16 protein-coding genes are annotated in these 22,098 nt (G+C 45.1%); 6 read left to right on the top strand and 10 right to left on the bottom strand.

Annotated elements, in window-relative coordinates; genetic code table 11:
* Nucleotides 1-107 precede the first annotated feature (107 nt).
* The 4 genes from AC04NP_RS13105 to ggt all read left to right on the top strand — a co-directional run bounded on the left by AC04NP_RS13105 (nucleotide 108) and on the right by ggt (nucleotide 6,280).
* A complete protein-coding gene (locus AC04NP_RS13105; RefSeq protein ID WP_482860211.1) occupies nucleotides 108-812 on the top strand; it encodes a tetratricopeptide repeat protein in 705 nt (234 codons plus the stop codon).
* Between the two features lie 11 nt (nucleotides 813-823).
* Nucleotides 824-1,831: a glycosyltransferase family 2 protein gene (locus tag AC04NP_RS13100; RefSeq protein ID WP_482860210.1), complete on the top strand. Its 1,008-nt coding sequence runs from the start codon at nucleotides 824-826 to the stop codon at nucleotides 1,829-1,831.
* A 93-nt stretch (nucleotides 1,832-1,924) separates the two neighbouring features.
* Nucleotides 1,925-4,300 carry a S9 family peptidase gene (locus tag AC04NP_RS13095; protein WP_482860209.1) on the top strand — a complete coding sequence of 792 codons (2,376 nt, stop codon included), beginning with the start codon at nucleotides 1,925-1,927 and terminating at the stop codon, nucleotides 4,298-4,300.
* Nucleotides 4,301-4,576: 276 nt separating this feature from the next.
* On the top strand, nucleotides 4,577-6,280 hold the full coding sequence (gene ggt, locus AC04NP_RS13090) for a gamma-glutamyltransferase (RefSeq protein ID WP_482860208.1): 1,704 nt from the start codon (nucleotides 4,577-4,579) through the stop codon (nucleotides 6,278-6,280).
* Between the two features lie 21 nt (nucleotides 6,281-6,301).
* Here the strand turns inward: ggt and AC04NP_RS13085 are convergent, their stop codons facing one another.
* Both AC04NP_RS13085 and AC04NP_RS13080 read right to left on the bottom strand, forming a co-directional pair.
* Nucleotides 6,302-7,612 (bottom strand): IS701 family transposase, encoded by a 1,311-nt coding sequence (locus tag AC04NP_RS13085; RefSeq protein WP_482860276.1) that lies wholly within the window; start codon nucleotides 7,610-7,612, stop codon nucleotides 6,302-6,304.
* 489 nt (nucleotides 7,613-8,101) lie between these two features.
* Nucleotides 8,102-8,581 (bottom strand): aspartyl protease family protein, encoded by a 480-nt coding sequence (locus AC04NP_RS13080; protein WP_482860207.1) that lies wholly within the window; start codon nucleotides 8,579-8,581, stop codon nucleotides 8,102-8,104.
* Between the two features lie 246 nt (nucleotides 8,582-8,827).
* Here AC04NP_RS13080 and AC04NP_RS13075 point away from each other — a divergent pair, with 246 nt between their 5' ends.
* On the top strand, nucleotides 8,828-9,736 hold the full coding sequence (locus AC04NP_RS13075; protein ID WP_482860206.1) for a LysR family transcriptional regulator: 909 nt from the start codon (nucleotides 8,828-8,830) through the stop codon (nucleotides 9,734-9,736).
* Between the two features lie 138 nt (nucleotides 9,737-9,874).
* On the opposite strand, the gene AC04NP_RS13070 is transcribed toward AC04NP_RS13075, so the two are convergent.
* Together AC04NP_RS13070 and AC04NP_RS13065 are read right to left on the bottom strand one after the other, a co-directional pair.
* Complete coding sequence (locus AC04NP_RS13070) at nucleotides 9,875-10,642, bottom strand: LytR/AlgR family response regulator transcription factor (protein WP_482860205.1); 768 nt, start codon at nucleotides 10,640-10,642, stop codon at nucleotides 9,875-9,877.
* Nucleotides 10,623-11,687 (bottom strand): sensor histidine kinase, encoded by a 1,065-nt coding sequence (locus AC04NP_RS13065; protein WP_482860204.1) that lies wholly within the window; start codon nucleotides 11,685-11,687, stop codon nucleotides 10,623-10,625. The genes AC04NP_RS13070 and AC04NP_RS13065 overlap by 20 nt, the downstream gene beginning before the upstream one ends.
* Before the next feature lie 312 nt (nucleotides 11,688-11,999).
* On the opposite strand from AC04NP_RS13065, the gene AC04NP_RS13060 reads away from it, so the two are divergent.
* Complete coding sequence (locus AC04NP_RS13060; RefSeq protein ID WP_482860203.1) at nucleotides 12,000-14,369, top strand: TonB-dependent receptor; 2,370 nt, start codon at nucleotides 12,000-12,002, stop codon at nucleotides 14,367-14,369.
* Here AC04NP_RS13060 and araA read toward each other — a convergent pair.
* The 6 genes from araA to AC04NP_RS13030 all read right to left on the bottom strand — a co-directional run bounded on the left by araA (nucleotide 14,366) and on the right by AC04NP_RS13030 (nucleotide 21,903).
* A complete protein-coding gene (gene araA / locus AC04NP_RS13055; protein ID WP_482860202.1) occupies nucleotides 14,366-15,853 on the bottom strand; it encodes an L-arabinose isomerase in 1,488 nt (495 codons plus the stop codon). The genes AC04NP_RS13060 and araA overlap by 4 nt on opposite strands.
* 50 nt (nucleotides 15,854-15,903) lie before the next feature.
* Nucleotides 15,904-16,605 (bottom strand): L-ribulose-5-phosphate 4-epimerase, encoded by a 702-nt coding sequence (locus AC04NP_RS13050; protein WP_482860201.1) that lies wholly within the window; start codon nucleotides 16,603-16,605, stop codon nucleotides 15,904-15,906.
* On the bottom strand, nucleotides 16,598-18,298 hold the full coding sequence (locus AC04NP_RS13045; protein ID WP_482860200.1) for a ribulokinase: 1,701 nt from the start codon (nucleotides 18,296-18,298) through the stop codon (nucleotides 16,598-16,600). Before AC04NP_RS13045 ends, AC04NP_RS13050 begins: the two co-directional genes overlap by 8 nt.
* A 54-nt stretch (nucleotides 18,299-18,352) precedes the next feature.
* On the bottom strand, nucleotides 18,353-19,090 hold the full coding sequence (locus AC04NP_RS13040) for a ThuA domain-containing protein (RefSeq protein WP_482860199.1): 738 nt from the start codon (nucleotides 19,088-19,090) through the stop codon (nucleotides 18,353-18,355).
* A gap of 36 nt (nucleotides 19,091-19,126) precedes the next feature.
* Nucleotides 19,127-20,278, bottom strand: a complete 1,152-nt coding sequence (locus AC04NP_RS13035; RefSeq protein ID WP_482860198.1) for an aldose epimerase family protein — start codon at nucleotides 20,276-20,278, stop codon at nucleotides 19,127-19,129.
* Nucleotides 20,279-20,403: 125 nt separating this feature from the next.
* A complete protein-coding gene (locus AC04NP_RS13030; RefSeq protein ID WP_482860197.1) occupies nucleotides 20,404-21,903 on the bottom strand; it encodes a sulfatase family protein in 1,500 nt (499 codons plus the stop codon).
* Nucleotides 21,904-22,098 lie beyond the last annotated feature (195 nt).

Here is a 22,098-nt window from a genome sequence, read left to right as displayed (position 1 = left end):
AAAATTACAAAACCCCAAAACCGGAACAGGTTTTACAATCCTAAAAAAGACCGCTGGAAAAAAAGGATCAAAAGGGTAAGAGTAAAGAATTAGTAGCTTTTTGTGGCATGATGAAGTTAACCAAATATTTTGAAAAGGGAAGTTATCTATTTGACAATCAAGACTATAAACAATCGATTGTATGGTTCGACAAGGCACTGAAGATTGACCCTGACCATGTTCGGTGCCTGCATATCAGGGCTTTGGCAAAAGGAAAATTGGCCGAATATACGGGCGCCATGGAAGATTTTGCGAGGGCACTCCTGCTGGAACCTTCCAATGCCGTAATTTTGAGTGACCGCGCTTTGGTTTATCATTTTATGGGGGAAAAGGAAAAATCGATGGCAGATTTTGACAGGGCCGTGATGCTGGAACCTGAAAACGGCTACAGATATGCCAGCCGGGCATTTATCAAAGATCGCATCGGGGATTTAGAAGGGGCTCTGGAGGATTACGACAAAGCCATAGCCCTGGATCCGGAAGATGCTATTTCCATTAACAACCGGGGGATGGTGGAAGAAAAAATGGGCTACGCAAACAAGGCCCAGCAATCATTTATGCAGGCAGATGAGCTGGAATCCATCCTCAAGAGCAATGATATAAAGCATGCCTCGAAGCCTGAGTACAAAAAACCACAATTTCAGCCCCCACCATCCGGTAATGAAAAGAGGCTTTCGGTCCGGAATTATTTTACCATTTTAAAAGGGATTTTCACCAGCAAGGAAGAGTTCAGTGCTTTTATCCGATTCTGTAAAAAGGGCTTTAGAGCCTGAAACAGATACCCGTGAAGCCACTCATTTCCGTCATCATGCCGGTCAGGAATGCCGCCGGCACGGTAAAAAGGGCGTTAAACAGTATCATCGATCAGACTTTTCCACATTTTGAACTGATTGTTGTCAATGATGGGTCGGTGGATAATACCACATCCCTTCTTAATAGTTACCATGATCCCCGGCTTACTGTTATTCATCAGGAACATAAAGGCATTGCAAAATCGCTCAACAAGGCGATCAGGCTGGCAAAATCGCCACTGATTGCCAGGATGGATGCCGATGATATTGCTTCTCCACAACGCCTGCAGATGCAACATGAGTACATGCAAAAACATCCGGGTACGGGCGTGGTCAGTTGCCTGGTAAATTTTCAAGGTGATGTGCAAAGACAAAAGGGCTATTTTTTATATTGCCAATGGATCAACCGACTGATTTCGTGCCATGAAATTTATATCAATCGTTTTGCAGACGCTCCGCTGGCACACCCTACGGTGCTTTTCAGAAAAGCAGTGGTCGACCGATACGGATATTATGACGAGTCTGAACTTCCGGAGGATTATGAGCTTTGGCTAAGATGGATGGAAAAAGGGGTAAGATTTTCCAAGGTCAGAGAGGAACTGCTTACCTGGACCGATAGTCCGAACCGCTTGTCACGGGTACATCCGAATTACAGTCAGGAGGCATTTTATAAGGTGAAAACCAAATACCTGGTTCACTGGATCTGCCGGAAGTTTCCGGCCAAATTGCCGGAAATCTGGATTTGGGGTTGGGGGAAAGCCGTTTTTCAAAAGTCGTCTTATTTGTCATACCATGGTTTGCCAATCACAGGGTACATAGACTTGTCTGTTAATCCTGCCAGACAAAAAAAACGTCGTGTTATTCACTATTCAGCCATCCCCGGTCCTGAAAATACCCTGATTCTAAGTTATGTCGGAGACCGGGTCGGCAAAACCAAAATTTATCAATACCTGGTGTCCAGAGGGTATGTGGCCGGTGTCAGCTTTTACATGATGGCCTGAGATAAAACTAAAAACTTATTTAACTATTTAACTTTATACCTTTCATTTTTAATATATTCGGGCCCTGAATTAAAAGTTATCCCTTATTAATCTATGAATAATATCTGCAAGAGGCTTATCATATCCGTATTTGTGTTTTTACCGGTCACCGGTTTTAGCCAAAATTCCAGTACCCTGTCAATTGAAGAAATCATGCAGGGGCAGGCATGGATCGGACATTCACCCAGTAGCCTGAAATGGTCCCACGACAGCAAGACCCTGTATTTTGACTGGAACCCTGAAAATCTGGCTGCCGATTCATTGTACCTCTTAAAAATGGATAGTCAAACTCCCGAGAAAGTTTCGCCAGCAGTCCGCAGGTCCCTGCCATCTTTTGCCGGAAAAATCAATAAGCGGGGCGATTTAAAGATTTACGAAAAAAACGGGGATCTGTATTTACTCGACCTGCCGGATGGCAAAATCAAACAGTTGACAAATTCAATACAAAGAGAGTCAAATGCTGCATTTCTGAATAATGACAGAAAGATCGTGTATCAACTGGAGAACAACCTGTATTCCTGGGATTTGGAAAACGGACAATTGGTGCAGTTAACCAACTTCAGGAAAGGAAAAGATAGCCGCAAAGACCAGACAGAACTGTCAGGAGCAGACCGGTGGTTAAGGCAGGATCAGCTCAATCATTTTCAAATTTTACGGGAAAGAAAAGAGAAAAAAGAGACTGCCAAAAACATCCGCGAGCAGAATAAGGTCAAGAGGCCAAAAGCTATTTACTACGGGAATAAACTTATAAGTAATATCAGGCTGAGTCCTGATGAACAGTTTGTGACCTTCCGCCTTAGCTGGCGGGTGGGCAAAGCAGGAACTACCAAAGTTCCTGACTACGTCACCGAAGGTGGCTATACCGAAGCAATAAACGCCAGGGCCAAGGTGGGTAATGGACTGTCCTCATACAAAATGGGAATTTACGATCTGAAAAGAGATAGTTGTTACTATTTAAACGTAAAAAACATACCTGGTATCTACGATACGCCGGCCTTTTTGAAGGTTTCCGGAAAAGAGAAAACGAACCATACCAAAATGCGGGAAGTGATCGCTCACGGACCAATATGGGCGGAAAATGGTAAAAATGCCGTCATTGTGGTACGCTCGCTGGATAACAAGGATCGTTGGATCATGTCCCTTGATTTAAGTAATGGGAAACCCACCCTATTAGACCGTCAACACGATGAAGCCTGGATCGGTGGACCGGGCGTAAGTGGATGGAATTTTTCGATGGGCAGCATTGGCTGGATGCCGGATAATGAATCGGTGTGGTACCAGTCTGAAGAAAGCGGATACGCTCATATTTTTGTGGTCAATGTCCGTACAGGAAAGAAGAAAAGGCTAACCAAGGGAAAATTTGAAATCTATAATCCCAAAATTTCCCAAGACAAGAAGTTTTTTTATTTCAGCAGCAATGAAGTGCATTCCGGTGAAAGGCATTTTTATAAAATGGATATTAAAGGTGGAAAGCCTGTGAGGCTAACCACCATGCCCGGCCGGAACGACGTGGTTTTATCCCCTGATGAAAAAACTATGGCCATACTTCATTCCTACGCCAATCAGCCCTGGGAACTCTATGTGGCGGATAACAAAGAAGGCAACTCCCCTGTAAGGATCACCTATTCACAGTCTGATAGTTTCAAAGCTTACAAGTGGAGGGAGCCTGAGTTCGTCACATTCAAGGCTACGGACGGGGCTAAAGTACCTGCCCGCATCTACCGTCCGCAACAACCTGCGGAAGGCGGTCCTGCCGTGATTTTTGTGCATGGGGCAGGGTATTTACAGAACGCTCACAAATGGTGGAGCAGCTATTTCAGGGAGTATATGTTCCACAATTTGCTGGCAGATGCAGGTTACACCGTGCTTGATATTGACTACCGGGGCAGTGCCGGCTACGGTCGTGACTGGCGAACCGGTATTTATCGTTTCATGGGAGGCAAAGATCTGGATGATCAGGTAGATGGCGCGAGGTTTCTTGTGGAAAACTACGGTGTGGATCCAAAAAAGATCGGGATTTACGGAGGATCATATGGAGGGTTTATCACTTTAATGGCTATGTTTACCAAACCGGGGGTGTTTAAAGCCGGTGCCGCGCTACGATCGGTGACCGACTGGGCGCACTACAATCACCCCTATACCGCCAATATTCTCAATACCCCTGAACTGGATAGCATGGCCTATGTCAGAAGCTCTCCCATCTACCACGCCGAAGGTCTCCGGGATGCCTTACTGATTTGTCATGGTATGGTAGATACAAACGTTCATTTTCAGGATGTGGTGCGGCTGGCACAAAGACTGATTGAACTGGGTAAAGAAAATTGGGAATTTGCGGTATACCCTGTTGAGAACCACAGCTTTGTGGAACCTAGTAGCTGGACTGATGAGTATAAGAGGATATTTCGGTTGTTTGAGGAGAATTTGAAGTAAATGCGGGTTGCGGGTTTGTAGGTTTGTACTATTATTAAAGGCACCAAGACACAAAGAATTTTGTCGAAAATGTTGTGCAACAGTCACGGGAGGCTTGTGCGATAGTAATAGCCTAGAGCGACAACAGCACCCGCAATCCGAAACCCGGAACTCGCACACGGTAAGTTATTGGAAGGGTAGAATATTAAGACGAATGATGGCAAGGGAATTTGTTATGTGAAATCTATCAGGTATATTACTGCCATGTATAACTATCGTAGGCTTTCTCTTTAAAAAATGACAAAGACATTTCTTTCCTTCATAGCCGTTGCAATAGCATTTGTTGCATGCAAAAAAACGGCCCTGGACATAAAAATCCAAAAGTCGGGATTAGTGGTTGACAGTGCTATGGTTGTATCTGCGCATCCACTGGCTTCAGAAGCAGGTGCCAAAATTTTAAAGCAAGGTGGTAATGCCGTGGACGCTGCCATAGCAGTACAATTTGCCCTGGCAGTGGTTTATCCGGTAGCCGGAAACATCGGTGGTGGGGGTTTTATGGTGATCAGGGAAAAAAATGGTCAAACAGCCACACTGGATTTCCGGGAAAAAGCTCCTGCCGGGGCGGGAAGGGATATGTACCTGGATGAAAACGGTGAAGTGGTCGAAAACCTTAGCTTACGGGGACACCTGGCCGCTGGTGTTCCGGGTTCCGTTGCAGGTATGGCGGAGGCCTACGAAAAATATGGTTCAATGTCATGGAAAGCCCTGATTCAGCCGGCCATAGATCTTGCCGCCAAGGGCTTTAAGTTAACGGCAAGGGAGGCACGGGCACTCAATCGCAATCAGGAAGCATTCATGCAATATAATACCGTTACACCTGAAAATGTTATCAATACAAAAGGGTGGGAAGAAGGACAAACTATCAAGTACAAGGACCTGGCCAAAACGCTGACTTTAATCAGCGAACAAGGCAGAGACGGATTTTATAAGGGAAGAACCGCCAAAAATATTGTGGAAGAAATGGCACGGGGTGGTGGCATCATTAGCCTGGAAGACCTTGAAAACTACCAGGCAAAATGGCGGCCGGCGTTAACCGGCATTTACAAAGGTTACAAAATAATTTCCATGCCCCCACCATCCAGTGGAGGGGTGGCGTTGTTGCAACTATTGAAAAGTATCGAACCGCATGCTATTGGCGAATTAGGACATAACACAGCCGCTGCGGTACACCTCATGACCGAAGCAGAGAGAAGGGTATATGCCGACCGGGCTACTCATTTAGGCGACCCCGATTACTGGAATGTACCGGTGGCCCAACTGGTAGACTCCGCCTACAACGCCCGCCGTATGCTCAGTTACAACCCGGATAGCGCCACCCGAAGCCAGGAAATAACCGCAGGCCAGCCGCTATTGGCAGAGCGCCTGGAGACCACACATTTTTCAGTGGTAGATAAATATGGCAATGCAGTATCTGTCACCACCACGCTCAACGGTGGGTTCGGAAGTAAAGTGTTTGTCGCCGGTTCCGGCTTTCTGCTCAATAATGAGATGGATGATTTTAGCATTAAACCTGGTTTTCCCAATTACTACGGACTTATCGGAGGGGAGGCCAATGCCATTGAACCCGGCAAAAGAATGTTAAGCTCGATGACACCTACAATTGTGGAAAAGCATGGGGAGTTGTTCATGGTGGTTGGCACCCCCGGTGGATCCACAATCATTACCTCCGTCTTTCAAACAATTCTAAATGTCCTGGATCACGGAATGAACATGCAGCAAGCCGTCGACGCCGGACGTGTACATCATCAATGGAAACCGGATACCATCTTCACAGAAACTGAAGCGCTTGACAGCTCGTCTATACTCCTGCTGCAATCTATGGGACATCACGTGGTCGACCGTGGCAGTATCGGTCTCGTAGATGCCATTCTGATTAGAAAGGATGGGAAACTTGAAGGGGGTGCCGACCGGAGGGGAGACGATACGGCAGCGGGATACTAGTACTACTTTGTCAGATATAATTCATTGATATTGAGATTTATAGTATCTATCTATATCTTTTTGTCTTTGCCAGTGCCTTTTTAGCAATTGTTCTCTTCTCAGGATTATCTTGTTTGGGTTTTCATCCCATAAGCATTGGATGAGTTTTTTGAGATCCAAATAGCTCAACAATGGTATTTGTTCCCGGTTTCGAAGGGTTTCTTTTAGGACAAATAGCATGGCCAGCATAGTTAATGCTTGAAAGTGGTACCAGCTATTGTACTTTCTGATTTGGTAGTCGGACATTCCTAGCTCTTTACTGTTGTCTTTAAAGGCTTTTTCTACCAGGTATCGCTGTGATTGCATGAAAGCAAACCTTTCTATGTTGCATTCATTGATTGAGAAGTTGCTCAAACTGATTTTAATTTTTCCATTTTTACTGCAAGGTTTACGTATGATCAAAGTGCGTTCACGGGCTTGTTTTTCAGCGCCCTTGCCATGATCACCCTGGTCCCAAACCCATACCCTGGCAACATGGATTTTAGCTTTAAGCCATCCTTTTGTAGTCTTTCTTATTTTCATCAGTTGAAAATCCTGCTCTTTAAGCTGGCCAAGATAATCATCTACCTTCATGGGTTGGCTGTCGGCTTTCAACCGTTTATGCCTCGGGCTTGGCAGGCCAATGCCAGGGGCCTTCAAATAAACCCTGGTGCGGACAGCTATATCAAGCACAAAGCGTTGCCCCATATCTTCAATCGCATTGCAGAAATGATGGCTCCTGCCGTAGAGGCTGTCTGCTCCCACCCAGCCAAACTTTATCCCACTGCATAGGCTCTCCCGGAGCATTTCCAAGGCCAATGCCAACTTGGTTTTATATTGCTGTGCCTGTTTAGGTATCCCTGCTTTTTTACAACGATGTGGATCAGTGCACCATTTTTCAGGTAAGAACAGTCTGCAGTTGGCCAGGCAGGCATATTGCTCGTAGGCCAGGGCTCCATAAACACCCACCTGGCAATTCTCGTTCTTGCCCACTATTCCGGCATACTGGTTGCCAACCCCAACTGAACACTTGCCTTTCTTCAAATGAGCTTTTTCGTCAATGCTATAGGCAGTGTCTTGCCAATGGCCCAAAAGCTGGTTGGTTTGTAGCCCTGTGCGTTTCATTAATTCATGGGAGTCCCATGGAGAAGAAGTTATAAAATGTTGCAGGGACTGGTATTCGGCCTGGCTAACTTGAGTGGAGACAGCCTCCAGGATCCTTTCCAAATTGCGTTCGCCCCTGGCTGTTCTAAACAGCCCCTCAAGCAACTGGCGGGCCTTGGCCGAAACATCTTTTTTTGCTAACTTGAAGATGTCTTTAAATCCATCAAAGTGGGAAGCAAAGTTGGCCCGTAGGCCATGGTATAGTTCTTCATGGCGATGTGATTTAATATTAAATAATTGATTGTCAGATAGTTGGTACTTAAAATTAAAAGCCCTCTTCGTGGCAGGGAACTTTTAATTTTGAGTACCCATCTTTCCCTTTAAGGTACCAAATCTTTTAGAATTTTAATAGCCAAAAACCGCATTTTTTCTGCTTAAATTGCTGGTTATTAAATAGTTAAATCTGACAAAGTAGTAATAGTTAGGAGACAGGGGGCGGGTGAGTGGTTATGGGATGGGACCTGACCCCTCTCCCCTGATTGAGCTGAAAGGCACAAGACACTTACCCTATCCGATAGCCTTAATAATCAGAGGATGCGATGATTTCACAATCGCCGGCCCATGGGTGTAAACCCTACAATAATTGTCAATTATCAATTGTCAACTGTCCATTACAATCTGCTCAACGAAGTACGAAGATCATTTTTTTATAGTAAGTATTTTGTTCTTATAATCAATGACTGCCTTGTTTTTAATCAGAAAATCTGCCCCGACAATTCCCAGGACATGAATATTCCTTTTTGCCAGATAATTATGCAGAGGATCAAAATTACTGCCGTAGAACCTAAACTTTCTGAAAGTGAAAAAATCATAGCCCAGCCGTATACCTCCGGTAGGCAGCATTGAATTTATTCCTGCCAAACTGTTTATTTCACCGGCACCATATTCATCAAAGCAGATGAAGTTATACTTCTCAGCCTGTTTTCTGTCAAGTAATGATACACTTGCCCCGGTATCTACAATAAAGTTCGCTGGCCGGTTATTGACCAGCAGCTTTACAAGAATAATATTGGCACGAATGGTTAAAGGAATTTGATGATATTCATCCATTTGACCGAAGACCGGATTAACTGACCATACCAAACTTACCAATGTCGCAAAAGATAACTTTTTTACCATGACCTTTTTGTCAAGATTTTATGAAGATTAGATGCTCGACCCGGGGTTTTGAATTGACAATGGACAATTGATAATTGACAATTATTTGTTGTCTAAAACATATAAATTAATACTATTCGTAATCATTTAATTGTCAATTGCCCACTGTCAATTGTTAATTACTAAATGTAACGACAAAATTTTTAACGCGTTCTATTAATTGGATGAATTTATTTTCTTATATTCATGAATAATTCTAATAGTTAGATGGAAATACGTCACTTACGATTAGTTAAGGAAGTCGCTGAAAAGGGAAGTTTGACCAAGGCGATGGACAAACTATTCCTGTCACAATCTGCACTGAGTCATCAGCTTAAAGAGATTGAAAGTCAGCTCGGGGCACCGCTGTTTCACCGGATCAACAAAAAACTGGTATTGACGGGAGCAGGAAAGATTATCCTGGAATCGGCTGAAAAAATTCTAGAAGAACTGGAGCAGGCCGAAATATCGGTAAAAAGATATATCAGTGGGGATGTTGGAACCATCCGCGTGGCTACGGAGTGTTACACCTGTTATCACTGGTTGCCCTCACTGATGAATAATTTTAACAAGGAGTTTCCAAAGGTTGAAATCGAAATTTTTCCCCAGTTAAATTCAAATCCGGTACAGCATATACTCGATGGTAAACTGGATGTGGCCATTGTCAGTGACAAAGTGGTTAATCCGAATATCACATGCACACCACTTTTCACTAGTGAATTAATGGCCCTGGTGCCGAGCAATCATCCATGGACCCATAAGAAATACGTCACAGCAAAGGATTTTGAAGACAAAACTGTGATTATTCATTCCTATCCCCTCGAGTCGGTAACATTATTCACCGAGGTATTAATCCCGGCGGGTGTTCAGCCCAAAAAAGTCATTCCTATACAGATCACAGATGCGATTGTAGAAATGGTCAAGGCAGGTATGGGTATCAAAGTTATTGCCAGGTGGATTGTGGAACCATACCTGCTGGACCGGCGCCTTGCCCTTGTTCAGGTCACCGGCAAAGGTCTGCATTGTACCTGGTACGTCATCACACTCAACAAACCCGATGCCCCTCAATATCTGAATAACTTCATCCGGCATTTGAAGTGCGATGTGGATTGTGTCTGCCCTACCCGACCTCAATAAAATGCCACACCCCTTATCCGGGGGCTACACGGCAGGTTCCGTTCTTTTGGGAAATGCCTCCCGATGAAACCTGCTCGACAAGTTGGTTGTCTACAGTCAACCCTTCACCAACAAATCAGGTTATTCATTGTGGCCTTTCTACCCCCCTCCTAACCACTGTTTAAACGCTGTCGATTTCTCACTGCTCACTATGATTTGCGCTTCTGCTGAAGGAATCACTTCAAGCAATAATTTCCCCTTGTGATAACGGTGTGTTTTTTTTATCGCACCGAAATGTACAATGAATTGCCTGTTGGCCCGGTAAAAGGTCCGGGGATCCAGTTGCTGAACCAGTTCATCCAGGGTCACATCCATCAAATACTTCCGTCCTTCCCGGTTTACCAGGTGCACTACCCCATGTCTGGTCTGGAAATAAGCAATATCATTGGTTTCAATCGAAATCATCGCATCGGCCATCTTAACCAAAAACCTGGTTTTGAACTGCCTGTCATCAAGCCTGATTTGCTTAACAAGCTCACTGAGATTGGTGTTCAAAGAGCTGCTGAAAATGTTTTTCATGGAATTGTATTTTTGCAGGCTTAACATCAGCGCTTCTTTTTTGATCGGCTTTAAAAGGTAATCTATGCTGTTTACCTTAAAAGCCCGCAGCATATATTCGTCAAACGCAGTAGTGAAAATGACAGGGCATTCAATTTTGACCCTGTCAAAGATTTCAAAGCTTATACCGTCGCTGAGCTGAATATCCATAAAAACAATATCCGGGGCCTGGTGGTTTTTAAACCACTTGGCACTCTCAGCCACGGTATCGATGACATCGATAATGTTTGCATCGGGCCTGACTTCCTCCAAGACGGTTTGCAAACGCCTGAAGGCCGGGGCCTCGTCTTCAATGATTAATACTTTCATAGGCCTTTGTATGGGAGAAGTCCTTTTCCTTCACCAACCTGATCAGCGGAATGGCTACCATGAAATTCCTGGCAGTAGTGATCACATCTATTTTTCTTTGTCCAAGATACTCATAACGTTTACGGATATTCTCCAGGCCGGTTTTAGTGGATTTTTGAATAGAGTTTTTTAACATCAGGTTGTTTTTAACCACCACGGAACGGCCGTTTTCTACATAAATATCAATATTCAGCGGATGAGTACGGGAAATGACGTTATGCTTAATGGCATTCTCAACCAGCATTTGAATAGTTAACGGGGCAATATAAAGCTGTTGATATGCATCAGCTACAGCAATATGGGCATGCAGGTTATCGGGATATCGCATTTGCAACAAGAACATGTAGTCCCTGACAAACTCCAGTTCCTCGCCCAAAGGCACCAATTCCTTGTCTTTATGCTGTAAAATATAGCGGTACACATCAGATAACTTTTGGGTGAATTCTATGGCGATATCATGATTCTCCGCAATCAAAGCTGTCAGGGTATTCAGACTGTTAAACAAAAAATGGGGACTCATTTGGTTTTGCAGTACTTCGAACTGAGTTCTTATCTGTTGTATTTTCAAGGCCTCATTGATCTGAATGGTATTTTTCCAGTTCTCAAAAAAATAAACCGCCTCGTAAACAGCACCTACCCAAAATGCTGCGGTGAAGCTCACTTTTAAAAAATTGAAGTAAACATCGATGCCGGTCAAGTCCTCGAAGGAGGTCAGCCCCAATAATAACCTAATAGGTACGCCACCGAAAACCAGAAAAACCGAAAGGGTTAAAACCGTTATCAGCAATCTCTTCGGCGTCTGTCTGATCTCCGGAAATCTCTTTCGAAAGTAAATAAACATAAAGAAAGCAACATTCCAGTAATAGGCAGTGAATACCAAAGAAATGCACAACTTGTGCATAAAAGTTAAGTCATGCTCATGTCCATGTTTTGCAAAAAGTGTAATAAAAACGGCCACTACCGGAATTCCTATCCATCTTGCATATACTTCTTTGATTTTAAACATAATAAGCTCCTCTCATACAAAAATAGCCATTTCTACGGCCCAAATCCTCTGCATATACCATGAAACCGGGAATTACACGTTTAAAACCTGTAATTCTTGTCTTGAAATGAACAAGCATCTGTCAATCATCAATTTTACCGCTGAAGTTTTTTCAATCTATCATATTAACGGTTAATCAAAAAAATTTCAGGTCTGACCTGAAATGTGCTTCATTGGCATAGGTATCAGACATAATTTGGTGAAAAAACCAAATTATTACAAACTATGCTCAATCTAAAACTTATACGCTTGCGCTCAATATTATGTGCATTCATGTTGATCAACTTAACGGGTTACAGCCAGACTCAGGTAGTTAAAGGAAAAATTATTGACGCAAAAGCCGAATATCCGCTGATAGGGGTAACGGTAACCCTGGTGAATTCGGATCCGGTTGTGGGAGCCATCTCCGATAATAATGGCAATTTCCGCATTGAGCATGTCCCTGTAGGCAGGCAGTTCTTTGCCGTTCAATATGTCGGATATAAACCAGTGACCATGTCAAATGTTCTGGTTACTGCCGGAAAGGAGGTGGTGCTTTCTATCAAAATGGAAGAGTCCATTGAGCGACTCGAAGAAATTGTTGTAACATCCGAGGGTGATAAGGATCTTCCGAACAATGAACTGGCAAAGGTCAGTGCACGGACTTTCAGCCTGGAAGAGGTTACCCGGTTTTCAGGGGGAAGGAATGATGTAGCAAGGCTGGCTGCCTCTTTTGCCGGTGTCAGCGCCCCGGATGATAGCAGAAATGATATTGTAGTTCGCGGCAACTCTCCTATCGGGTTGCTATGGCGCATTGAAGGGATACCCATCGCGACAACCAATCATTTTGCCACATTGGGTACTACAGGGGGGCCTGTTAATGCGCTAAACACCAATTTATTGAGAACTTCCGACTTTCTTACCGGTGCTTTTCCAGCAGAATATGGTAATGCCAATGCCGCCGTGTTTGATGTTAATTTCAGAAATGGTAACCCGGACAAACATGAATTCACCGGTCAGATGGCCGCATTCAGTGGGCTGGAATTCATGGCGGAAGGGCCTCTTAACAAGAAAAAAGAAGCCTCTTACCTGGCTTCCTACCGTTACGGTATAGCCAGTCTCGCAGCTACAGGTACGTCGGCCACGCCATTTTACCAGGACTTCTCTTTCAAAGTTAATTTTGGTGAAGGAAAGCTTGGCAGATTCCAGCTATTTGGACTTGGAGGTTTGAGCAGTATTGATTTTTTGGGTGAAGATATCGACGAAGACGATTTATTCGCTAATCCCAACGAAGATGCTTTTGTTAACAATGAGTTGGGATTAATTGGCCTGAGTCACCTCATCAGGTTAAACAAAACCACCTTTCTAAAATCCGCCATTGGGCTTTCCACCAACCGCAACCAATTCAAGCAGGATAATTTGATCACCGACGAAAATGACGAATTCATCAGAAAATACCGGGCGACGGTTGGTGATAACCGGGAAAGCCGCTACACGCTAAGCACTGTGTTAAACAAAAAATTCAATGCCCGCTGGAGTCTCAGGAGCGGATTGCTGCTGGAGATGTACGATGTGGATTTCCAAACCAGAGACCGTGACAACAGGGCAAACATCCCTGATAACGATGGGGATGGCGTTCCGGACTTTTTCAATACTACCAGAAATGTAGATGACCAATTTTTGCTAAGCCAGGTTTACAGCCAGGCCGAATACAAGTTCAGTGATGTTTTAAGTGCCACTTTCGGTATTCACAGCCAGTACCTCGACCTGACCGAAGACGTATCTTTTGAGCCAAGGGCGGCGTTGAGCTGGCAATTCAGGCCAAACCAAAGGCTGAGCATTGCCTACGGGCATCATGAACAGGTGATTCCCGCGCCGGTATTTTTCTTTGAAGAAACCCTCGAAAACGGGATATCAAAGCGTACCAATGAGAATTTGGGCTTCATGAAAAGCGACCATTTTATATTGGGGTATGACAGGAATATTGGCCGGGACTGGCGATTAAAAGCAGAGGCATACTATCAGAATCTTTATGATATCCCCGTTGAATCGACGCCCGGAAGCTACTCACTTTTGAACGAAGGATCGGACTTTGTTTTTGAGGAAAAGCAAAACCTTGTCAATGAAGGTACAGGCTTCAATTATGGTTTGGAGCTCACGTTGGAGAAGTTTTTCAGCAGGGGTTACTACCTGTTAATGACAACCTCCTTGTACGAGTCAAGATACGAAGGCAGTGATGGTATCGAAAGAAATACGGCCTTCAATAATAACATAGTTTACAATTTATTATTTGGCAAAGAATGGAAATTTGGTCCGGATCAACGCAATGCCTGGACTTTCGACACCAAAGTAACCACCTCGGGCGGCACACCCTTCACACCGGTGGATTTAGAAGCCACCAGGCAGAATGCCGGCAGGGAGGTAAGGATGGATGCAATCGCCTTCAGCGAAAGGTACGACTACTATTTTCGATGGGACGTAAAATTTGGTGTCAGGCTCAACAGCGCCAACAAAAACATCTCCCATCAGTTTTTTATTGACCTTCAAAATGTAACCAACAGGCAAAATGAATTTGTGAGGCGGTATAATGAGGTGACCGATGAGATCAATGTCGTAGAACAAATAGGCTTTTTTCCTGATGTAATGTACCGGATACAATTTTAAAAAGCCGCTTCATTCCATCTCAGTTCATTCTTAAAATGATACAAATCAGTACTTTGATCAATTTTAATAAACTCGATATCCGCCATGTCCGAAAAGTCTTCGAGATACTCGGTTGTCAGATTCTGACTAAAGCAGGTATGATGCGCCCCGCCGGCCAAAATCCAGGCAGTAGCGGCGGTTTTCAGGTCCGGGAGGGGTTTCCATAATACCCTGGCAACGGGAAGTTCCGGCAACTCGTTTTCAGGGGCCACAGCTACCACCTTGTTAACCAACAGCCTGAATCGGTTTCCCAAATCTATCATCGAGGCATTCAGGGCCTCACCCGGGGCTACATTAAAAACCAACCGGACCGGATCTTCCCTGCCCCCGATTCCCAGCGGATGGATTTCACAGGATGGTTTGCCCATGGCGATAGAGCTGCATATCTCCAGCATATGTGCACCTAACACGTTCATATTTTCCGGATGAAAGTGGTAAGTATAATCTTCCATGAATGAATTACCTCCGGGTAAACCGTGAGCCATGACCTTCATAGCCCTGACCAGTGCAGCCGTTTTCCAGTCCCCTTCGGCACCAAAACCATATCCTTCGGCCATAAGCCTTTGGACCGGCAGCCCGGGTAGCTGTCTCAGCCCGTGCAGATTTTCAAAAGTATCGGTAAAGCCTTTAAACCCACCCTCCTTTAAAAATGCTCTTAACCCTATTTCAATCCTGGCGCATTCTTTCAGGGAATTCCGCCCGGGACCATTGGCTGTCATTGCCGGGGAGACGGTATACAGTTCCTCATATTCTTCTACCAGCCGGTTTATATCGTTATCTGCCACCTGGTCAACAAATGAAACGAGGTCCCCTACCCCATAGCCGTTCACCGAATAGCCCAACTTAGTTTCCGCTTCCACCTTGTCGCCTTCCGTCACTGCTACCTGACGCATATTATCACCTAGCCGGGCAAATGCCGCACCCTGCGCATCATGCCAGCCACAGGCAGCCCGCATCCAGACCGCTATTTTTTCCTGCACCTCCGGCTCCTGCCAGTACCCCACCACCACCTTTCTTTTTATTTTCATTCTCGACATCATGTATCCGAATTCCCGTCCTCCATGGGCGGACTGATTCAAATTCATGAAATCCATGTCGATGGAAGACCAGGGAATATCGCGGTTAAATTGTGTATGCAGGTGCAGCAACGGTTTCTGCAGTGCTTTGAGCCCGGCAATCCACATTTTGGCAGGGGAAAAGGTATGCATCCAGGCGATCAATCCAATGCAGGAAACATTGGCATTAGCTTCCAGGATAACCTGGCAGATAGCCTCGCGCGTGGTCAGTACCGGCTTAGAAATCACTTTTACCGGAATCTTTTCGCTGTTATGAAGTGATGAGGCCACCGTAAGGGCGTGTTCCTCTACCTGCCTCAATGTTTTATCTCCGTACAAATGCTGGCTACCGGTTATGAACCATACTTCGAAGCCTTTTAAGTCTATCATGTTTAGCTATGGCTTTTTAAATTGTAAACTTTGAAGATGACGGCTTTTAGCTACTGCTGACCGTAATAGGCATCAGCACCGTGTTTTCTCTGAAAGTGTTTCTCTATAAGCGTTTCCTTTAACTTCGGTGCCTTACCGTTAATTTGCATAGTAATGGCAGCCATCCTGGCAATTTCTTCCAAAACGGCACTGTTGTATACTGCTTTTTGACCACTCTCCCCCCATGAAAACGGGGCATGATTGGCGACCAGTATCATCTCGACTTCAAGGTGTGACAGGTTTTTATTCTTCAGGGCATTAATGATCTGAAAGCCAGTTTCCCGTTCGTAATCTCCTTTAATCATCTCGTCACGCATTACAGGGGCACAGGGAATATCCACGGTGAGATGGTCGGCATGGGTGGTGCCCAATATTGGAATATCCATTTGGGCCTGGGCCCAGGCGGTGGCATAGGTGGAATGGGTATGAACAATGCCTCCAATACCATCCCATTGCCGATACAAAACCGCATGGGTTTTCGTATCGGACGAGGGTCTCAGGTTTCCTTCCACCACATTGTTATCGAAATCCACAATGACCATGTCTTCCGGTTTCAGCGCTTTATAAGGTACACCACTCGGCTTTATGGCAAATACCCTATTTTCCCTGCTTACCACACTGGCATTTCCAAAGGTAAAAATGACCAGGCCCAGTTCAGGAAGCTGCCTGTTGCACTCATAAGCTTCTTCTTTCAGCAACTTGTATTTACTCATTGATAGTCATTTTTTGTATTGAGGTTTTCTTGTTTTCAGCTTCAACAAATTTTCCAAGTGCTCTGTAACGCTGATGTAATAACTTGTATTTCTCTACATTGGCTGGAACAGGATGGTAAACCTTTTCAAAGCCTGCTCCCATATGATTTTTAGCTTCATCGACAGAATTATATATTTTCGCGACGGTTGCGGCAAACATAGCCGCCCCCAATGCGCAGGTCTGCCCGGATCTTGCAACTTTAAGGGGCATGTCAAGCACATCTGCCATGGTTTGCATGATAAAAGGAGACTTTTTGGCCACACCCCCGAGGGCAATGATTCCTTTGATCGGCACCCCCTCAGAAACAAATCTGTCAACAATTTCCCTGGCACCGAAGCAGGTAGCTTCTACCAGGGATTTGAATACGATTACAGGATCGGTTCCCAGATTAAGCCCGGTAATTGCGCCTTTGAGGTTTTGATCGGCATCGGGTGTCCTTCTTCCGTTAAGCCAGTCCAAAGCAACAGGGCCCTCTGTATTAATGGGCAGTTTTTCGGCCTCTGCCGATAGTGCCGGAATCATCTCATCCGTGAACTCGTTAACCAGGCGTTGTTTGTTTTCGTCGCTAAGCCACGCTAACTTTCCGGTCAGTTTGATAAGGGGCCAGGCCAAAAACCTGGAAAACCATGCATAAACGTCTCCAAAGGCAGATTGACCTGCTTCCATGCCAAGGGTATCAGGCATAATAGAACCATCCACCTGCCCGCATATACCGCGGACCAGCTTGTCGCCGATATCGCTATGAGGTGCTATAAGCATGTCGCAGGTGGATGTACCCATCACTTTGCTGAGGTGATAGTTTCCGATCTCCCCACCTACCGCACCCATATGCGCATCGAAAGCCCCCACTCCTACCACCACGTGTTCAGGTAACCCCAGCTTTGAGGCCCATTCTGCCGACAGCACACCTGCGGGTTGATCGTTGGTATACGTTTCCTTATATAGCTTCGGCCTTATACCATCGAGGAGCGGGTCGAGTGCTGCTAAAAAATCTTGTCCCGGAAGTCCACCGAACGCCGGATGCCACATCGCCTTGTGACCCGCAGCACATCTGCTTCTTTTCATGGTATGAATAGCTGTCTGGCCGGTCAATAGGTATGGGATCCAATCACAATGCTCTACCCAACTGTATGCATGTTCCCTGATCGCAGGATCGACCCTCAATGTATGTAAAATTTTTGCCCAAAACCATTCTGAAGAATAGATACCCCCAACATATTTGGTATAGTCTACGTCCCATTGACTGGCCAGTTGATTGATTTCTTCAGCTTCTTTAACAGCGGTATGGTCTTTCCATAAAATAAACATGGCATTGGGGTTCTCCTCAAATCCGGGCAAAAGGGCCAATGGTATCCCTTCTTGATTAACCGCCACAGGTGTTGAACCGGTGGTGTCTACGGATAGACCCGCTATGCGGCGAATCGTTTCAGGCTCTAATTTACCCACTGCCTTTTTTATGGCCTCTTCCAGGCTTTCCAGGTAGTCAAGGGGATGTTGACGAAATTGATTGTTGGCAGGTTCACAATAACGTCTCTGAGACCATCGATGATAGTACGAGACTCCTGCTGCCAACTCTTTGCCGCTTTCCGCATTAACTACCACCGCCCGGACGGAATCTGTGCCAAAGTCAGTGCCAATTACCAGATTATTCATGTATTACCAGTTATCAGTTAAAGGATCTATGCCAAATTTTTGTGGAAATACGAGTCAGTGGGCTTTCTCCACCCCGGCGGCCCACAAAATTGCTCCTTTGATATGTTTTAGGAAGTCCTCTTCCTCATAAGATTCCTCCGTATGGCCCAGCCCGGTGTAAAATGCCCGGCCTCCCTGGAACCGATGGTACCAGGCAATGGGATGGTAGCCATTCATTTCACTCCCCTTATACGATTCCGTATCGAGTTCAGCCAATACGATGCAATGCTTTCTTACAGGCTCCCTGAAATTATACCATTCGTCGGTTCTCGTCCAACGACTTTTTAACGGTTCGGTAGCAGGGTGATTTTTATCTACGATCTTCACAGTCGCCTTTTGGGTCTTGGGGTGGCTTTTAAAGGCGGCACCAACGAGGTCTACATACCATGGCCATGATTTTTCCGTATCAGTCGCCGAATGTATACCGACAAAACCACCTCCATTTTGAATATATTCCTTAAAAGCCTGTTTTTCCTTGTCTCCGAGAATCTTACCGGTTGTGTTGAGGAAGACGATTGCATCCAGATCCTCGAGCCGGTCCGGTGAAAATGCCAGGGAATCTTCCGTAAAAGTTACGGACCACTTTTCGGTATCGCCCATTTTTTTCAGGGCAGCCTTCCCATGCTCAATCGATTTATGCCTGAAACCATTGGTTTTGGAGAATACCATAATTTGCTGGCCGGCTGTGGATTCAATGAATCCCTGTAAAAACAGGCTCAGGCTCAGATAGGTTACTGCTCTTTTAACATTCATACCGGTGGGTTCTAAGATTTTTCATTTCATGGTTTGTCATGGTTCGATAGAAAACCTGTAAATGGTTGACGACAAGTATTCTTCCCCGGGATTCAGTGTTACGGATGGGAAATCCGGTTGGTTGGGCGAGTCCGGGTAGTGCTGTGTTTCCAGACATAACGCGGAACGAAATTTATAAGCCACACCTCCTTTACCTGTAATGGTGCCATCTAAAAAGTTCCCGGTGTAAAACTGCATACCCGGTTCGGTGGTGATGACTTCCATTAGCCTTCCACTTGACGGATCGAACAGTGACACGAGATTTTCCGGATCATTTGAACTTCTGGTGAAGACCCAGCAGTGGTCATAACCCCCACCCCGTAAAATTTGTGTCTGCTCCACATCGATACTATCTCCGATACGCCTGAATTTGGAAAAGTCAAAAGGCGTTCCGGTTACTTTCATAAGTTCACCCATGGGAATCAACGTACTATCGACAGGTAAAAAATAGTCGGATTTTATCATGAGTTCATGATCCAGGATCGTTTGGGCAGGATCACCTGTCAAATTAAAATAGGAATGATTGGTAAGATTGACAATTGTCGGTGCGTCGGTAGTGGCACGGTAGTCGATCCTTACCTGGTTGCGCTCATCGATGATGTAGGTTACCTCCACCTGCAAATTACCCGGATAACCTTCTTCTCCGTCAGGGCTGAGATATTTCAATACCAGTTTAACTGCTTTTTCTTCCCTCACCACCTCTGCCTCCCAAACCACCTTATCGAAACCCTTTACGCCGCCATGCAGATGATTTGTATTATTGTTTTTGGCCAGAACGTAGGTCTTGTCATTCAGGCTAAACTGACCTCCCGCGATGCGATTACCATACCGGCCGATGATAGACCCAAAGTACGGGCTCTTATCGAGATAGCCCTGAAGGTTGTCATAGCCCAACACCACATCTCCGGGTTTTCCCGTTTTGTCCGGAACTATTAAAGAGGTAATAATCCCACCATAGTTGGTTATTTTAACGCTCAGCCCCTGTTGGTTTGAAATGGTAAACAAGGTTACCTTTTTACCGTCTGCTTCTCCAAACGGTTCCTCCTGCACGGTGATTACCTCTGAGGCCTCCTTTTGACCGGATGTTGAACAAGAGGTGAACAACGGTGCAGCTAATAAGCAAAAAATAAATGGTTGGAATTTTTTCATTTTTAAAAAATTATTGACAAAACAAATTTAACAATTTCAATCTATCACAAAAACCCTCCCCCCCACTCCCTCAAAACAATATATCCCCACACCCACACCCACACTCAAACCCAAACTCCACTCACTCATTCGTGTTTCCATTTACTTATCCATGGGTCATTGGTCTTTTCCTGAAAGCTTTTAAGCTTTTCTTTCAGTGTATTAAATATTTCAGCATGCTGATAGTTTTCGGCCAAGTTAGTCGTTTCATGCGGATCGTTGGATAAATCATATAATTCAAATTCGGGTCTGAAGGTGTAGTCGTGGATTGCCTTGAGCCCGTATTGTCGACTTGCTGTTTTTAAAGCACCTTGCCACGTGGCAGACTCCCAAAGGTCCGATGCGTGGGGATAGGGTAACTGGTGTGCGATATTCCAGATCAGCTTATAATCCTTAGTGATAACCGATCGCATGGGATAATACATGGTAATTTCATGAAAAGTATGAGAAGCGTATGTTTCAGCACTTCCGGTTGTTTCTTCGCCCATCAGGAGTGGTTTGAAAGAGGAACCATGAAAATCTTTCAACCTCGTTTTCAGGTTTTGGTTGTTAAGCGGCACGTTGGCAAAAGAAAGCGTCAAGTGCTCCCGCGCCCGGGGAAGGATACCTGCCATGTCCAGTAAGGTCGGGGTAAGATCGGCCCAATTGATCAGGGCGTCGACAACCGTACCTTTCCGGTAGCTACCGGTATTTTTTACCAGGCAGGGTAATCGGATACCGGGTTCATAAATATTGGTTTTGGCCCCGGGAAAGGCAATGCCGTTGTCTGAAATGTACACAATGATGCTATTATCCCACAATTGGTTTTGCTTCAGATGTGCTATTAACCTTCCAACGCCCTGATCGACACGGTTGACCGACTGATAATATTGTTCCAGCTCAGCCCTTGTTTCCGGCAGTTCAGGCAAAAACTCCGGCACAAGGGTTTCTTCAGGAGAAACAGCCAATGGTTCCACGCCCGGATAGCCCTCGTCCTTGTTGCCAAAGCGGTCCGGCTTGTAGGGGTTGCTTGCTACTTTACCGCCGCCGCGGTGCGGATCCTGCGTGCAATAGTACAGGAAAAACGGTTGAGGTCTTTTACTCTTCAGGTAATTTCCCACTGTATCTGCCATAGCCACAGGGTTACGGCCATTGGCTTTTAAAACCCGGTCAAATTTAAAAACCGACTCGGGAGCTACATGATATTTACCTATTCTTAAAGTCTCATAACCTCCTAATTCTGAAAGGTAAACAGGCAGTGATTTCAAATAATCATGAGCGCGAAAATGATGATAACTATGCTCGTGGCCATACAGTCCATTCAGATGATTGTAAAGGCCGGTGAGGATAACCGAGCGACTGGCTGTACAGGAAGGGGCAGTACTGTAGGCCCTGGTAAAACGCAGGCCCTCTGATGCCAGATAGTCAAGATTAGGAGTACTAATGGCTCGGTTCCCATAACAGCCTAAATCATTCATGCCATGATCGTCAGCAACGATCAGTACAATGTTAGGCTTACCGGTTTCTGCCGATTCTTTCTCAACCGGGTCGGGATGGGTGCAGAAAAACACTAAAAAATATATCCCGAGAATAAAAAGCTTTCTCATGGTTCTATTTTATTCAAAATGTACACATAAAATTTACAAAAACATAAAAAGACCGTCGATATTTATGTGCCTATGAAATTAGGTGCATTACCCTAAAAAACCATTTCACCGAATTAAACATCGCTTTCATCGATTAAGGAACGCCTGACAACTAATACTGAATAAATTAGGCTACTTTAATAGGTTTCGACACGA

The sequence above is a fragment of the Agaribacillus sp. DX54 genome, from assembly GCF_056858335.1.
The sequence above is the reverse complement of the archived record's forward strand: the minus strand, read 5'-3'. Positions and strand labels throughout refer to the sequence as shown.